The organism is Belliella baltica DSM 15883 (assembly GCF_000265405.1).
In the GTDB taxonomy this organism is placed as follows: Bacteria; Bacteroidota; Bacteroidia; order Cytophagales; family Cyclobacteriaceae; genus Belliella; species Belliella baltica.
In genome coordinates, this window is record NC_018010.1 from 3,395,491 (window position 1) to 3,411,634 (window position 16,144).

Annotated in this window: 11 protein-coding genes; 2 read left to right on the forward strand and 9 right to left on the reverse strand. The window is 35.8% G+C overall.

Annotated elements, in window-relative coordinates:
* The 9 genes from BELBA_RS15475 to BELBA_RS15515 form a co-directional block, all read right to left on the reverse strand.
* A complete protein-coding gene (locus tag BELBA_RS15475; protein ID WP_014773621.1) occupies positions 1-1,218 on the reverse strand; it encodes a GAF domain-containing sensor histidine kinase in 1,218 nt (405 codons plus the stop codon).
* A 340-nt stretch (positions 1,219-1,558) separates the two neighbouring features.
* Positions 1,559-2,743 carry a geranylgeranyl reductase family protein gene (locus BELBA_RS15480; protein ID WP_211208393.1) on the reverse strand — a complete coding sequence of 395 codons (1,185 nt, stop codon included), beginning with the start codon at positions 2,741-2,743 and terminating at the stop codon, positions 1,559-1,561.
* A gap of 74 nt (positions 2,744-2,817) precedes the next feature.
* The gene (locus tag BELBA_RS15485) at positions 2,818-5,040 is read right to left on the reverse strand and encodes a sodium-translocating pyrophosphatase (protein ID WP_014773623.1); all 2,223 of its coding nucleotides are present in this window, start codon (positions 5,038-5,040) and stop codon (positions 2,818-2,820) included.
* 629 nt (positions 5,041-5,669) lie between these two features.
* Positions 5,670-6,098, reverse strand: a complete 429-nt coding sequence (locus BELBA_RS15490; RefSeq protein WP_014773624.1) for a response regulator — start codon at positions 6,096-6,098, stop codon at positions 5,670-5,672.
* A 139-nt stretch (positions 6,099-6,237) separates the two neighbouring features.
* Complete coding sequence (locus BELBA_RS19160; RefSeq protein ID WP_014773625.1) at positions 6,238-7,182, reverse strand: GNAT family N-acetyltransferase; 945 nt, start codon at positions 7,180-7,182, stop codon at positions 6,238-6,240.
* Positions 7,179-8,825 carry a glycoside hydrolase family 10-like protein gene (locus BELBA_RS15500; protein ID WP_014773626.1) on the reverse strand — a complete coding sequence of 549 codons (1,647 nt, stop codon included), beginning with the start codon at positions 8,823-8,825 and terminating at the stop codon, positions 7,179-7,181. The genes BELBA_RS19160 and BELBA_RS15500 overlap by 4 nt, the downstream gene beginning before the upstream one ends.
* A 32-nt stretch (positions 8,826-8,857) precedes the next feature.
* The gene (locus BELBA_RS15505; protein ID WP_014773627.1) at positions 8,858-9,682 is read right to left on the reverse strand and encodes an ABC transporter permease; all 825 of its coding nucleotides are present in this window, start codon (positions 9,680-9,682) and stop codon (positions 8,858-8,860) included.
* Positions 9,683-10,044: 362 nt separating this feature from the next.
* Positions 10,045-11,043 (reverse strand): polysaccharide deacetylase family protein, encoded by a 999-nt coding sequence (locus tag BELBA_RS15510; RefSeq protein ID WP_157466106.1) that lies wholly within the window; start codon positions 11,041-11,043, stop codon positions 10,045-10,047.
* Between the two features lie 8 nt (positions 11,044-11,051).
* Positions 11,052-12,182, reverse strand: a complete 1,131-nt coding sequence (locus BELBA_RS15515) for a glycosyltransferase (RefSeq protein ID WP_014773629.1) — start codon at positions 12,180-12,182, stop codon at positions 11,052-11,054.
* Between the two features lie 112 nt (positions 12,183-12,294).
* On the opposite strand from BELBA_RS15515, the gene BELBA_RS15520 reads away from it, so the two are divergent.
* Together BELBA_RS15520 and BELBA_RS15530 are read left to right on the forward strand one after the other, a co-directional pair.
* Positions 12,295-13,878 (forward strand): ArnT family glycosyltransferase, encoded by a 1,584-nt coding sequence (locus BELBA_RS15520; protein WP_014773630.1) that lies wholly within the window; start codon positions 12,295-12,297, stop codon positions 13,876-13,878.
* A gap of 1,179 nt (positions 13,879-15,057) precedes the next feature.
* The gene (locus BELBA_RS15530) at positions 15,058-15,852 is read left to right on the forward strand and encodes a Fic family protein (RefSeq protein WP_014773632.1); all 795 of its coding nucleotides are present in this window, start codon (positions 15,058-15,060) and stop codon (positions 15,850-15,852) included.
* Positions 15,853-16,144: the final 292 nt, after the last annotated feature.

Sequence of the window (16,144 nt, forward strand, 5' to 3'; positions counted from 1 at the left end):
TTAGACAGGTAACTTCACAGTGAATTTTGTTCCTTCATTTTGATAAGAGTCAATTGATATCGTTCCATTGATTTTGTCAATAAGGTGCTTTACAAGAGCTAAACCAAAACCAAAACCTTTCTCACCACCTGTTCCAAGAGTTGAGTTGGCACTTCCATGGAGTACTTCATTGATTTTATCATGATTCATTCCTACTCCTGTATCTTCTACAATGATGATCAATTCCTTGTCCGCTTCATCCTCTTGTAGATCAAGAGCCACATGTACAGCACCATTTTCAGGAGTGAATTTTATGGCATTGGAGACCAAGTTCCCAACTATTTGAAGCAACTTATTCTTTGGGAAAGGTACATGATCTTTTCCATCATTGTTGATTACAGTGAATTTTACATTCTTTTGAACTGCTTGCACACTGTACATATCAAGCAGTTTTTCTTTTAAGGTTTCTAAGCTGAATTCAACTGCATGGTTGATTTGAACTTTATCAGTTTCAGCTTTTGTATAATCTTGAGATAATATTTCATCAGCCAATTCAAGGACTGAACTACCACTTCTTTGTATCAAGTTGATAAACTCAAGGACCTCATCCAACTGATTTTTGTTGCCTTGATCTTGAATCACTTTAGCTAATCCAATAATCCCTCCAATTGGTCCTCTTATATCATGGGCTACCTTTTTTTGATTTTCCTTGATTTCATTCATTTTCCCTTTGAGATCTTGAACGGCTTTGAGGATCTTAAATCGATTTACTATTTCGTCTGCAATAATTCGAAGTAATTCTATTTTCTCTTGAGACAGAGATCTCACTTCTGTATCCAATACACACAGTGCGCCTAAGTTATTCCCTTCTGGAGTAGTCAAAGGAACACCGAAATAATACCTAAGATTTGGATCATCTTTAACAAAAAACTTATCTAAAAACCTTTCATCCTTTGAAAGATCTTTGATTTCAAAATTGTCACTTCCCATGATTGTATATTGACACACGGAATCTTCACGCGGCAATTGCATGGTAGGAAATCCATGTGCAGACACGGACCATTGGGTAAATGAGTCAATTAAGTTTATTAAAGAAATATCTGTTCCAGCTACTTTTGCAGCAAGCTTTGTGAGGTCTTTAAATTGTTTGTCTAAATCTGTATAGTCGAAATCAAACTCGCTCAATTGGAGTATTCTTTCAAATTCATTTTCTGGTATTGGGTTCTGTAAAGCTTTCATTTTCTAATAATTTTCGAAACAAATAACAGTAAAATTAGATAGAAAAAAACTATCATAATTAACTTATTTTTAGGTATTTACAAACAAAACATTTTTGAATTGTTAAAGTGCATTTTAAAGGATGTAAAATAGAATTTTATAATTATCCGATATGACACCACTATGTGATTTTATTACAAATAATCTTGCGGATAATTGTCAACTGGGCTCACAAGTATCGACAATTCACAGTCTACACTTTGCCGAGGCGTAGCAATTTAAATTTAGGATTTAGATTATTTTGAATGACTACTGCTAAGAAAGCGGATATACATAGAAATTATTATGTCAAGCTCTATATTTATTTCAATAAGAAACTTAATCCAAGATTCTTTATTATTCTATCTTTTATATCCTTATTTAATTCCAAATGGCCTGTGTAGACATCGGTAATTTTATCGCAATAGCGCTGACCATTCGATTTCATTAAATAATTTCTAATTGTCTTTTGATTATAAAAAAGATGTGCCAAATAGCCCGCGAATTTCAATTCAGGTAAGAGTCTAAGGTTTAAATCTTCTAAGTATTTAGCTTCCGCTTGTGCAGGGTCGTTGAAATGCTGCGATATTGCTTGAGCTGCGAGTCCTCCTGAGTAGAGTGAATTTGTAATGCCTTCCGCAGTCAAAGGATCTGCAAAACCAGCTGAATCACCAGTCAAGAAAACATTATTTTTTACGAAACCATCTTTTCGAGGAGAAATAGGAACTTGGAATCCATGCGCTTGTTCAGAAAGCACGTCATCAATTCCTAAAATTTTGAGGTAAGCATAGTAATGTTCTCTCAAATTGATTTTTCTTTTTTTAAAAGTCCCCACACCGATTGATAGGTGGTTTTTCTTTGGAAAACACCATCCGTATCCTTTAGGAATAACATCGATATCAAATCTTGCTTCTTTGGCTAGTCGCTCGTATACATCTTGAGGAACTTCCACTTCATACTCTAAGGCAGGAATCAGTTGACGTGTTTCTGTCCAACCTGCAAACTTTGCCGTAGGACCCAAAACCCCATCTGCTGCGATGACATAAGTGGCTGAAATGTCACCTTGGGAAGTTTTTAAAGTAAGCTTATCTCCAAATTCTAATCCTTTTAAAGTATGATTCTCCAAAAGAGTTGCCCCAAAAGACTTGGCATTTTCTATTATCAATTGGTCAAATTTATCTCTCATGACCATCGTCACCACAGGATATGTTCTATGAGCAAAAAGTGGTTGGTCTAAATGGTCAAAATAGATGTAAAGATCATTATACTCCTTTTCAATCACGTTTGAAATATCAAATGGCAGCATGTCTCTTCCACGAAAAACCAAGCCACCACCACAGGTTTTATATCTAGGCAAACTTTCTTTTTCTAAGATCGCGACGCTCAAACCCGCCTTTGAGGCTTCATAGGCTGCCATGCCACCCGCCGGTCCTGAACCGACTACCACCACATCATAATGTTTCATGTCGAAAGATAGAAAAGTATTGATTTTGGAAAAAGATTTCATGTTGAACTGAATTGAAAAACATAAAAAAAGCTGCCATTTCCCAATAGCAGCTTTTCTTTTTATTCATTAGTTTATCAATTGATTACTATCTTCTCTACTTTTTCAATCTTCTTACCATCCTTATAAGTGATTTCTTTTTTGATTTCTACTTTTTCAACTTCTGATACTGTACCATGTGGTGTTTCAGAAATATGAGGGGCGATAACAAGTGCCACAATGGAAGTTAGCTTGATCAAAATATTCATCGATGGGCCAGAAGTATCTTTGAATGGGTCACCTACCGTATCACCTGTTACAGAAGCTTTATGTGCCTCCGAACCTTTGTATTGCATCACACCATCAATCATTACTCCTTTTTCAAAGGATTTTTTAGCATTGTCCCATGCACCGCCAGCATTATTTTGGAAAATTCCCATCAAAACACCTGAAACGGTAATTCCTGCTAATAAACCGCCCAAAACTTCAGGACCGAAAACAAACCCTACAATAATCGGTGATAGAAGTGCTATTGCTCCAGGTGCCACCATTTCTCTTATAGAAGCTTTGGTAGAAATTTCAACGCACTTTTCATATTCAGGCTTGGCTTTGTACTCCATAATTCCAGGAATCTCTCTGAACTGTCTTCGCACTTCATTTACCATATCCATTGCTGCTCTTCCTACGGCTGCAATCGCAAGTGAAGAGAAAATAAATGGAATCATAGCTCCTACGAAAAGTCCGGAAAGTACATCAGCTTTATAGATATCGATAGAACTGATTCCAGCAAGACCAACATAAGCCGCAAACAATGCTAAAGCTGTCAAAGCAGCTGAAGCAATTGCAAAGCCCTTTCCTGCAGCGGCTGTTGTATTTCCAACTGCATCAAGTATGTCTGTTCTTTCTCTAACTTCTTTTGGTAATCCTGACATTTCTGCAATACCTCCAGCATTATCGGCTATAGGACCGAAAGCATCAATGGCTAATTGCATGGCAGTGGTCGCCATCATCCCTGCGGCAGCTATTGCAACTCCATAGAGACCTGCTGCCATAAATGATCCATAAATACCTCCTGCTAAAACTAATATTGGTAAAACAGTAGATTCCATACCTACAGAAAGTCCACCGATGATATTGGTAGCGTGTCCAGTCGATGATTGTTTGATGATAGAGTTCACTGGGCGTTTACCCATTGAAGTGTAGTATTCTGTGATAATACTCATTAAAAATCCTACAATCAAGCCGATGACAACGGCACCAAAAACACCCATTTTAGTAAATGAGATAGATCCTCCTCTTGAAAGGACCAATTCACCTTCAGGCAACATATAATCGATCAAGAAATAAGAAGCACCTACAGTCAAAAGAATAGATATCCAGTTCCCTTTGTTTAAAGCTGCTTGAACACTATCTGTTTCCTTAGAAATTTTCACAAAGGATGTTGCAACAATGGAAAAGATCAATCCCATACCAGCAATTACCAATGGAAGTAGAATTGGTGCGATTCCACCGAAATTATCATTAGATACAATTTCTCTTCCAAGAACCATAGAAGCCAAGATAGTAGCGACGTAAGAGCCAAAAAGATCGGCGCCCATACCGGCTACATCACCTACATTATCACCCACATTATCTGCGATTGTCGCTGGGTTTCTCACGTCATCTTCTGGAATTCCTGCTTCCACTTTACCTACTAAGTCAGCTCCTACATCTGCCGCTTTGGTATAGATACCTCCTCCCACTCTAGCAAAGAGAGCGATAGACTCTGCACCTAAAGAAAAACCAGCCAAAACTTCCAAAGCTGTTGCCATGGCATCTCCATTGACATCACCACCTGTAGAAATGACAAACATGTTATAGAAAACGATAAAAAGAGAGCCCATACCAAGAACTGCTAAACCTGCTACACCGATTCCCATCACGGATCCTCCTGTAAAAGAAACTTCTAAGGCCTTTTTTAAGCTAGTTTTCGCAGCTTGAGTTGTTCTTACATTGGCTTTAGTAGCTATGTTCATTCCAAGATATCCTGCAAAAGCTGATAAAAAAGCGCCAATTACAAAAGATATGGCGATGATCCAGCTTGAGTTGGCTACTAAAGTTCCAGACCAGCCTAAGATAATTCCAGCTATCACCACAAAATAGAAAAGTACTTTCCATTCTGCTTTGAGAAATGCCATGGCACCCTTGGCAATATGACCAGCGAGTTCAACCATTGTTTCTTCTCCAGTTTCCTGCTTGGTGACCCATGCAGATTTGATAGCCATTACAATAAGGCCGATGATCCCCAGGACGGGGACTAAGTAAGTAAATACTTGTTCCATATGCTTAGATTAGGTTATTGTTTTTTTAATTGTGCAACAAATATATTATTATTCAATTAGCAAGCAATATTAGGCGAATAATCTTTGGGTTTGATAGAGAGGTTTAAAGGAGGAAAATAGGAAAAAGGGTTAAAGGTTTATAATGGTTAAAAGGTTAAAGGAAAAAAGGTGACCACGGATTTTATGAATTGAACGAATTAGGATTAAAGGGATTTGGGAGTTGACTTGGGTTTAGAGCTAATCTATAATTTTTAAAATCATTTTGAATTATGCGCCAAAGTGCTTCGAATTTCGCGAAAAGATGATCCCACTGATTTTTTGAAGTGAGCTTATTTTATAATTGCCACTGAAGCTCGGAGGAACACGAAGAGATAGTTTGAAGAAAATTGAAGAGCCTGTTGAAGCATTTCTAAAAGGGACCGGCCTCCCCAAGGGATGCTGGTTTTGAAGACTTGATCCATTTGAAGGAAATTAGGATTGCAAATCTTATACATCTAGATCTCGAAATTATAAATTTCAAGAAGCGGTTAATTGCTTAATCGTTTAACTGCTTAATAGTTTAAAGTGTGGGCTTTGCTTGTAAATGTTAAATTCGAGATAAATGTGATTTTTTTGAGGGGGGGGGGAACTTAGGAGTAGGTGAAGAATTTTTCTATGGCGTCGATGGACTCAATGGAAAAGGGCTTGATGATGTATCCATGCACATTTTTGTCAAGGTTGGCTCTATCTATATCTCTGCCATCGCAGGAGCTAGAAAGTACGACAATTCTAAAATGGCTTTTGATATGCTCGTTGAGGTTTTCGAAGTTTTTTAAGAAGTCCCATCCATTATATATTGGCATATTCAGGTCGAGAAGCACCAAGACAGGGTTTTTGTTTGTAAGTTCTTTTTGTTGTTCTAAAATTTGACTGAGGTAATTGAAAGCTTCTTCCCCACTTTCAAATTTCCATATTTTATGTAAAAAGCCTGTTCTTCTGAGAAATTTAGAGTTCAGCATATTGATAACAGGATCATCATCTACTAGCAATATAGCTTCAAACTCGTTGATGTTATTCATAATTGGTCAATTGTAATTATACGGTAAAAAGGTTAAAAGTTAATCTACTGCATTTTACTCTTGAGAAGTGGAATTCAACAGATATTAGTCAAAATAGGTTAAATAAAATTAAAAATGCAATAGGTAATTATACGTATATTTAAAATAGTTCCATATCACCCAGAGTAAAATCCCAATTATTTATATCTAGTAATTGATAAGGTAAGTCTGTATTATCAGAAACTTTTCTTAATGTCATTAATGGTAGAAACGCTGAAAATGGTAGAGTAAAAAACTTGGGTAAAGAGATTCTCTTTGATTTCATAAAACTTGAATAAACAATCCCATATTTTAATTGGATCTTCCTAATTTCTTTATTTAATAAAATGAAATTAATCTTTTTGTTTTCTGAAAGGGTCAAAATATCTAAAATTCTAAATTCCCTACCAAACGCAGTCTCTTTAATTCTAAAAATCAGAAGATAGGTATTTTCATCTGTCAAAAATTGATAGTTAAATTGAGGGCAATACAGGTATCTCCAAATTAAAAAATTCAAATGATTATTTGTTGACAATCTAGTATTCTTTCGATTTTTTACTTTTTTACAGATATTTATGAATGTATTTGCATCCGTCGCTTTTGGAAGTGGTACCTTTGAGTTTTTAAAATTTAAATTCAACTGAACTTGTATTGGAAGGTGACCTAATTTTTGCCAACCCATTTTAAGGTAACCTGGTAAGCTATTTTTATTGGGCGTATTGTAAATAAAATCATAATTTTCTTCAGCAGCTTGCAAAAGCAGTGTTCTTGTTAATTTGGTAAAAATCCCTTTTCCTTGATAATCAGGATGTATAGCTGTATCAACTGCTCGCAACGCTTTCCAAGTTCTATTCTGATCTTCCCACTCCCACTTCATAAATGCTCTTAAGCCGATAATTTGGTTATTTGACTCTGCTAGTAAAAGTAAAGATTCACCGAAAGGATTCTCTATGTGCTTCCAATTCCAAAAAGCCATGGTTTTAGGCATTCTTTGTTCGCCTAGAGAGATTTTCAGGAGGTTAATGATTAATGGAATATCGGAACTTATAGCTTTTCTGAATTTCATTGCTTCATTTCAAATACTTTGGCTACTGTCTCTCGACCATAGCGGTCAAGGAAAGAAATGACTATGTACTTAGATGTAGCGGCAGTTGATTGTAAGGTGATGCTATTTTTGGTTCGTTCGTTAAGAAATATTTTTTGAAAATTGGCTATTTGGGATTTGTTCTTAATTTGATCAATATCACTTCCACTGTAGATCATCGCAAATCTAAACATGGGATCAATTGAATTTGGGAAAAAGAGTTGAAGGTCACCGCCTATTTTCACCAACTCTACTTGTGTGTTTTTCAAGGAAACAGGATTGATACTAGGTTCAAATTTGGGACTTAGGATTTTTGTTTGGTAATGTTTGTTTTTGAGCTCGCTAGCCACATCTCTATTTTTGCTGTATAAAGATTGGGCAGAGAAGAATGCATTGCCCTGTATGCCTTGAACTGATTTGGCATAAGCGACTTGTTTGCCAATTTCATTGGGGTCATTCCAAGCTACATCAAAGTTATCTCTGATTTTGTAGGCGCTATTTCCCACATATATTTTTGTATCAAAGCTAGTTTTAGCCCACCAAGACACAAGTTCTCGATGAGCAGCTAAGTTGAAGTCCATGCTCCAGTAGATTTGAGGGATGAGATAATCGATCCATTTATTTTTCATCCACGTCAAAGGATCTGCATAGAGTTCGTCGTAATTGGTCACCCCTGCTTTGGTATTGGAGCCTTTGCGATCTTTGTCGATATTTCTCCAAACACCAAATGGACTTATTCCAAATTGAACCCAAGGTTTATTGGATTTGATTGTTTGAGATACAGCCTCAACAAGGTTATTGACATTTTGCCTGCGCCAATCTTCCAGTTGTTGCCCATTTTGCCTGTATTTTCTGAAAGTATGTTCATCTTGAAAAATTTGTTTCTCCAACTTATAGGGATAAAAATAGTCATCGAAATGGATGGCATCGATGTCATAATTGAGGACTACTTCATTGATGATATTGGTGAGTTTTTCTTTTACCTCTGGGATTCCTGGATTATAATAATATTTGGTTCCATACTTGACCATCCAGTCTGGGTGTTTAAAAAAGTCATGGTTGGGACTTAGTTTATCCGTATTTAAATCAAAAGTTGCTCTATAAGGGTTGAACCAAGCATGGAATTCCATACCTCTCAAATGTGTTTGCAGGATCATCCAAGAAAGTGGATCTTCTTCTGTATTGGGTTTAGTTCCCTCCTGCCCTGTGAGGTATTTGGACCAGGGGGCATATTTAGATGGGTAAAAAGCATCACCTGCGGCACGGACTTGAAGAATGATTGCGTTGAAATTGAGTTGCTCGTAATAATCGAGAATTGCGATAAAATCAGATTTTTGTTTTTCCCAGTTGTCGCTACCTGATTTTGGCCAATCGATATTGGCAACAGTGGCGATCCAAACACCGCGAAATTCTCTTTTTTCTTGGTTGAGGGTAATTTCGGATAAGGTATAAAAGTTTTCTGCTTTTTTAGACTCCGGTAAGCTGATGTTTTCAGGTTGCGGTGAAGTAATTTTAATTGATGGGTTTGGTGAGGGTTGGGAGACTATTTTCTTGGAGGTTGAACATGAGGTGGCAATGGTAAATATGGCAGAGAGAAGGAGAAAGTTGGAATATCGAGAATACATATTCAAAGTTGTGTTAAAGAAATTGAATATAATTAGGCTACATCAGCAAAAATCCTCTCCATTCTTCGGAAATAGAACATGCCAAATATAAAGACTATAACAGCTACAATTGATCCCGGCCAAATCCAATCCCAAGGCATTGGCCGATTTAAAAAAGCAGCTCGAAAACCTTCGATTACACCAACCATAGGATTTAGAATATACAATTTTTGATATTGTTCAGGGACTGCTGTTGTACTGTAAACTACAGGTGCAGCATATAGTAACAATTGCACAAGAAAACTTAAGGCGTGCTTGACATCTCTATATTTTACAGCAAGGGCAGACAAAAACATACCTATACCTAAGGAGGTCAATAACAATTGGAGGATCAAAAGTGGTAAAAAGAGCAAGCCCCATCCTGGTACTACATTGAAATATATTAAAAGACCAATTACAACAATGAAGGCAATTAGAAAATCTAATAATTTAGATAAGATTGATGCAAGTGGGAGTACCATTCTAGGAAAATAAACTTTGGTTATCATATTTGCATTTTGCACCAAGCTATTCGCGGATTCAGTTAGAGTTCCAGAGAAATAATTCCAAGGCCAAAGTGCTAAGTAGGAAAATAGAATGTAGGGCATTCCATCAGAATCAACTTTGGCTAAGCTACCAAAAACGATTGTAAAAACGATTGTAGTAAAAAGAGGCTGAATAATAGCCCAAGAAACTCCCATGATAGATTGAGCATATCTTGCTTTAATTCCTCGCAGTGTTAGGAAATAGAGAAGGTCTTTGTAGCGCCAAAGTTCTTTAAAATCTACAAGTTGCCAACCGGAAGTCGGTTCAATAATTTTTACTTTATCTGTATCCAAGTTGTGTGTTAAGGAATTGGTTTTAAAATTAGCTTAAAGATAAGTGATTATCTAATGGGTTTAAAAGATTAAATGAATTAGAATAATGGGAAATCAATAAGGTAGAGATTTAAGCCTGCCGCAAGGGGTAAGCTGTTAAAGAATGACAAAGTTATTGGTTGACTGGGTAAATGAGTGAATTGGCTATCTGTATTGACGGAATGATCCCAATAGTATGATATATTTCTGCTTTTTGATTGATTTTGATACTAATTGATATTAGATCCGCCCCGGCGGACAAGTTATTTGTGGATATTGATCCAATGCAAACATTAATACAAGAACTTGAGATTACTGGCATAATAGCGAATAATCATAATTGGTTACATTGATTTGAAAGTTGGTGCATTTAATGCATTGGCAAGACTTTGCATGGAAAAAGATTTCATGCCATAAGTTTCTTTTAGGTTTTTGTAATGATTTATTAATATTTCCAATTCATTGAGTGAGGCTTTGGGATTATTCGCAAAATTGTGAGGATGCCACCATAGGTGATAGATTTTTTTTTGTTTAGCAGCGCTAGTCATTTCATTCATAACCCTTTGAAGTCTCCATTTATTAATCAGATTACTTTTTTGATAGTAAGGTCTTAAGAGTCTAGATGCTGGAATTTCAAGAGGGTAATTTTCTGTTTCTTGGTAGATTTCATCTTCACCAAAAGAAGAACAACCTCCAAGGCTTACAAAGCAATCAGCCGTTCGGTATATTCTTTTGATGACTCTTTCGTGTTGCGTTTCTTGCCAAAACCAATCTTTTGGGTTACTTCTTACTTGTGAGAACCCTTCTTCTTTACATATTTTCAAATATTGCAGATTGATATGATTTCTTGGAAAAACCAATGAACTTAAATTGATTTGAAATTTATGTTTTGCGATTCGTTGTGCTGCTTGAAGGTCATTTCTAAACTGAGAGGGTGTTTGTCCCCGCATTAAAGTGTAGTAATGAGCAAAGCTATGGCTTCCTAGCTCTTGACCTGGTGTATCAATTATTTTCTTAATCAAATCAGGGGCGAAATGATATTCATTTTGAAGACCATGTTTTTTCACCCATTCATAAGCAGAATATTCTTTATTTCGATAAGAAGGCTTGATTTTGGGTAAGAAAGATTCCCATTCTTCTTTATTTTCTGCAAATAGCATCCCGACTGTTGCCCAAGTTGCTTCTATATAATGACGGGCAAAGCTATCTAACATGCGGGGCACTAGTTCTCTAGTATTGCTGAAATAAGGAGTATTTACCTTATTATCAGGTTTATCAAAAATCCCCCAAAGGAGTTCGAAGTCTAGTGAAATTATCCAGGCACCTGTATCTAACTGATTCATGAAGTACATTATACTAAGTTATTATAAACTTCTTCAATTTCTGACACCATTTTTTTCATTGAGAACTCTTTTTCTACTCTTAGCCTTGCATTGAGGGAAAGTGCTTGGTGCAATTCAGGTACTTGAATGATTCTTAAGCATAAATTAGATAGCTTTTCGTATTCATCTACTTCACAAAGCATACCTTCTAAGCCATGTGTAACTGCTTCTCCTATTCCACCTGCCCTTGTAGCGACAACTGGAATTTGGCAAGACATGGCTTCAAGCATTGCAACGGGTAGGCCTTCAAACTCAGAACTACTCATATATAAGTTCATGGTTGAGAGGAAAGGTATCACTTCTTTTTGGACACCAACCCAATGAAAATTTGACGCATAATTTGATTCCTTCATTTGTTTGAGGATTTTTTCTCTCCAATCTCCATCTCCTACAAGTAGAAAATGAACTTTAGGCTCAATTTGAAGAATTTGCAGAGCTTGTTGGACCCATATCCAAAGCCTTTTTTGAGATCTAAACACTGCCACTTTTCCTATTACAAAAGCATTTTGAGGAATTCCAAGTTCTGCCCTGATTGCTTCTCCAGCTGCTTCATCTTTTTTAAAAAAATCAGTATTTACTCCATTGAGGATGTTTTTAACTTTCAGTCTTCCTTTGCGCTTTAGAGGAGAAATCATCATATTTAACTCCATTGAAAGTGCTACTTCATTAGAGACGGCAATAGCTACATCCTGTTTTTTGAAAGTAAGCTTATTAAACCAATAGGAGACTTTATTATATCTATCCCAAGTGTTATGTTCTGTATAAACTATCGGTATCTTTATTTTTCTGCCTACAAGCCTTGCTAATACACCTGCCCAAGGTAAATGAGCGTGAATGATATCAATATTTTCAATTTTAATAAAATTTTTCACCTTATTGATTTGTCTAAAAATACCAAGGTTTGATGAAGGGAATAAGAATACGCGGATTCCTGCTGCTCTTAGTTCTTCAACAATATTATTTTCTTGATGATAGAAATAGATACAATAAAATTCAAACCTTTGAAGGTCGTGTAGTTTGGCAGTTTCCGGTATAAGTTTTTCTGCACCACCTCTACCAAGAGACTTTATAAGATGCAGGACTTTTACTTTCGAGTTCATGTGGCAAGATAAGAAAATGTTGTTTAGTATTGTTAATTGGGGGAATGGGTGAGTATTTGAGTGAAAGCAATGATGAGGATTGATAAAGTAAAATTTCTTTTATCTTTAAAACATGATTCAGCATAAAAGCTCAACCTGGTTTCAGTCACCTATCCTTTGGAGCGGCGCTATATTTTTATGTGCTTTTTGGTATTGGGGTTATGATGGTATTACGTTTAGTGATGATGTTTATTACATCACCACTGGGCATGCTTTTTGGCAAGGAAATGATGTTTTAAGTGATTATCATTTCTCTAGTAGATTTGGTTCTTATATTTTTTCTGGTTTGATGACTTTTTTATTTGGGTTTTCTGATAGAGCTGGAAGTCTTGCTTCACTCTTTGCATATTTGGTTACACTTTTTTTGATAGTCAAGATTGTACCTAAAAAAAGACAACAATTTTGGGCTGTCATCTTCTTTGTTACACAAGTTTATTTATTGCACTTTTTGACTAAAGTTTATCCAGACAGCTTATTAGTATTTTGGGCCATATTGATTCCTTTTGTGGCTTCCTATAGACACGTACATCCTATTACTTCTTCATTCCTCTTGGTAATTGCCCTTTTGATGGGATTCATGACAAAAGAAACGATAGTCTTTTTATTTCCCTTTCCTTTGTTCATCCTGTTTCTTGATTGGAAAAGTAAATTATTGGGAAAATTTCATCTCTATTTTGGGGTTCTTTCCATTTGTTTTTCGATTTTATATTTAGGGTATTATTGGTGGGAATTTGGAGACCCTTTCTTTAGGATTCAGTCTGTTCATCAAGGCCACTACATTTCTGAATACACTTTTTTTGATAAAGATTTGTCATCAATGTTATGGCGAATCAGTTTCAGTCCTTTGCTCACCTTTATTGAGAGAGGATATTGGTTGTGGATCATATTGAGTATCCCAGCTATTTTTACAGGATTAAAAAAATATGAAAATATAAAAACTGAATTTGCGATAGCTATTTGCTGTATGCTTGCAGGTTTTTGGTGGATGACAACGAGTTTGGAATACTATAACCCTCTTTATTTAAACCCTAGGCATTTGATCATCTTAGTCCCTTTATTGGCTGTTTTAATTGGTTTGGGTGCTTCGTCTTGGCTTGATGATCCTAAAACCAGAAATATTACTGTAGCAATGATTCTTGTTGGATCATTTTTGGGAATGGCCATAGGAGATTGGAAACAGGCTGTTTTTCTGAGTGTTTTTGCGAGTGTTCTCTGGAGTAGAGACATTTGGAAAGGCACATTTCAACAAGCTATACTTGTGATCCTGCTAGTCGTTCCTGCCATATACAGTGCGCGGTATCAGCATCAGTTAAAAGGTTATGACCATTTTAAAAATTCCCTTGAAGATGCATTGAGAAGTGAGGAAGAAGTAATCGTAGTTAACAATTTTGTGGAGTTCAGCAAAGAAGTGCTCCTACCCTTTCAGCCCGAGCATCAAGCTTCTCTTTTCCCCATTGAGAGATTAAATGAATTTGAGGAGTTGGCACCTGAGAAATTCACCCTGATCATTTATTCTTATTACAAGCATGCTTATCCTAAAGAGATTCCTGATGTAGTAGATTTTCTTGATTTGGTAGAAGAAATGGGCTATGAAGTAATAGAAGAAAAAGAAGACAGATGGGTGAAGGTGTTTAGGTTTTTAGAAGGAGGAAAATAGGAGGTCGGAACGTTAAGAAAAAAAGAAGAATGCAGAGGGGTGAATACAAATTGGGAAAAGGCGAAAGGTTAAAGGAATACCACGGATTTTACGAATTGAACGAATTAGGATTAAAGGGATTTGGAGGCTGATTTGGTTTTAAAACTGATTTATATTTTTTAATATCATTTTGAATTATGCGACAGAGCGCTTCAAATTTTGCGAATTGGAGGAAGAAATTGAAAGGATGAAGACAGAGGAAAAAAAAGGGTTAAAGGTTTATAATGGTTAAAAGGTTAAAGGAAAAAAAATGATGAATGTCGAACTTTGAATTAAAACTGCCGAAGTAGATGGAATTATATAGGAATACTATAAAACTGCGGAAAAAAAAATAAATAGTCAAGGAAAGAAGCCTGAGGAGCCTGTCCCGAAAGTCGGGAGCTTTAACTTTGAGTAGCCCCCAGTGAAACTGGGAGGAAGTAAGAAAAGGAAAAATTATTATCCAATATTTTTGACCCCATTCGGGGTCGAATTTCTGTTTGCTTGGAGAATTTGGAATTAAAGTCTAGTGACTTTGTGGGGCAGTTTGAAAACTGCTTAGGCAAAGAGTCTAAGTCTGAAGACTTGAACTAATGGGGTATGGCATTTGGAATTAAAGTCTGGAGACTTTTAGGGGCAGTTTGAAAACTGCCTAGATGGATGGTCCAAGTCTGAAGACTTGAACCAGTAAGGTTTTGATTTTAGATCCCGGCATTGAAATACCGGGATAAGAGGTCGGTCATGCCGATGGCATTTGAAGGAAAGTCTGGAGACTTTGAGGGGCAGTTGGAAAACTGCTATGGTTTGGGTCCAAGTCAGGAGATTTGAACCAGAAGTGGCCTCATTTATTATCTTACAATTAAACCAATATATGCAACTTTCGTTTACTATTTATGTCTGAGAAAAATTAAAGCTTAGAAAATATTTAAGTATATTTGTAATATGTTTATAAATAGAAAAGACATAATCACATTGAGAAATTTATCATTAACAAAAGAACTTGTTCTTTTGGATGATATTCCTCTTTCTTTTAGAGAAGATTTTTTTGAGTTCTTTTTTGGAAAAACTTTAATTGAAAAAGATAGCTTACTTTTCGCTTACCCTCACGATGTTAAATTGTGGACTAAGTTTATGTTTCATAAATATAGTTCTAAGGCATAAATGTTACCTGAGTATTTATTAAAATTTAATAAGATACTTTTAAAATTTCAAAGGAAATTTCCTAGAACAGAATGGTCAAATGATTTTAAAAACTCATTAATTAATGACTACTCTTTCTTCTCCGCGCGTGTTGAAGATTCAAAGCTGGAATATGGAGATACTATTAATTTTCTTAATGATGAAACCATAAGAGGAATAAATTTTGATTCCCTATTAGCTATATCAGATCATCAATCTGTTTTAAAAAACCTATTGGATAGCTTGGAGGATTTCAGTCTAACAGAAGATACAATTAGACAAATTCACAGATCTTTAATGGAATCTCCTTTGGCTTGGGAAGCCGATTTTAGGCCTGAATTAGTTGGTAATTACAGAAACATTCCAACTATTGGATCAAGACAACCATATTTTGAAAACAAACATTACGCTCCTCACTACAACTTAGAAATAATAATGTCTTCCTATTTGGATATATTTAATTCAAAATTGAGTTTAATTGATAATACTGAATATGGCAAGCATTTGTTAACTCAGGTTACGTATTTCCACAATAAATTTTTGAATGAAATTCACCCGTTTGCAGATGGTAATGGCAGGGTATGTAGGATTTTAATCGGAGCAATTTTAATGTTAAATAATTGTCCTCCTATATTTCCTCGAATTACAAACCAAACTCAGCAGAAGAAATATATTTCAATTATTGTAAGATGTGAAAAAGAAGAAAGTGATGAACCGATGATGAAATACTTTGCTCTAGGAATGACAGAATATTTAGAATCAAGACTTGGTGATTAACCGATTTTTTGGCAACAAGCCTCGTTTTATTCTTCATGAATGGCCCGCACCTCTTGATATCAGCAGTGAACTGCTGGGTTAATGTGTCGGTCATGCCTACCTTTGGTAGGTAAACTATGGAATTGGATTTAAAGTCTGGAGACCTTCATTAAAAGGAGGAAGGATGAAATTAGAAGGAGGAATGACATCATTCTAAGGTTGAAGAGTTACAATTTCGAGAAGCTAGTTTTGATGTCGTCCGTACCTACGGCACTAATCAAAATCGATCTTGATTTTTGAGCCTAGCATTGAA

Excerpts from the sequence above, each read along its gene's own strand:
- BELBA_RS15475 (WP_014773621.1), bottom strand. The coding sequence starts at position 1,218 with ATGAAAGCTTTACAGAACCCAATACCAGAAAATGAATTTGAAAGAATA.
- BELBA_RS15490 (WP_014773624.1), bottom strand. The coding sequence starts at position 6,098 with ATGAATAACATCAACGAGTTTGAAGCTATATTGCTAGTAGATGATGAT.
- BELBA_RS15515 (WP_014773629.1), bottom strand. The coding sequence starts at position 12,182 with ATGAACTCGAAAGTAAAAGTCCTGCATCTTATAAAGTCTCTTGGTAGA.
- BELBA_RS15530 (WP_014773632.1), top strand. The coding sequence starts at position 15,058 with ATGTTACCTGAGTATTTATTAAAATTTAATAAGATACTTTTAAAATTT.
- BELBA_RS15480 (WP_211208393.1), bottom strand. The coding sequence starts at position 2,743 with ATGAAATCTTTTTCCAAAATCAATACTTTTCTATCTTTCGACATGAAA.
- BELBA_RS19160 (WP_014773625.1), bottom strand. The coding sequence starts at position 7,182 with ATGAAATTCAGAAAAGCTATAAGTTCCGATATTCCATTAATCATTAAC.
- BELBA_RS15510 (WP_157466106.1), bottom strand. The coding sequence starts at position 11,043 with ATGAATCAGTTAGATACAGGTGCCTGGATAATTTCACTAGACTTCGAA.
- BELBA_RS15520 (WP_014773630.1), top strand. The coding sequence starts at position 12,295 with ATGATTCAGCATAAAAGCTCAACCTGGTTTCAGTCACCTATCCTTTGG.
- BELBA_RS15500 (WP_014773626.1), bottom strand. The coding sequence starts at position 8,825 with ATGTATTCTCGATATTCCAACTTTCTCCTTCTCTCTGCCATATTTACC.
- BELBA_RS15485 (WP_014773623.1), bottom strand. The coding sequence starts at position 5,040 with ATGGAACAAGTATTTACTTACTTAGTCCCCGTCCTGGGGATCATCGGC.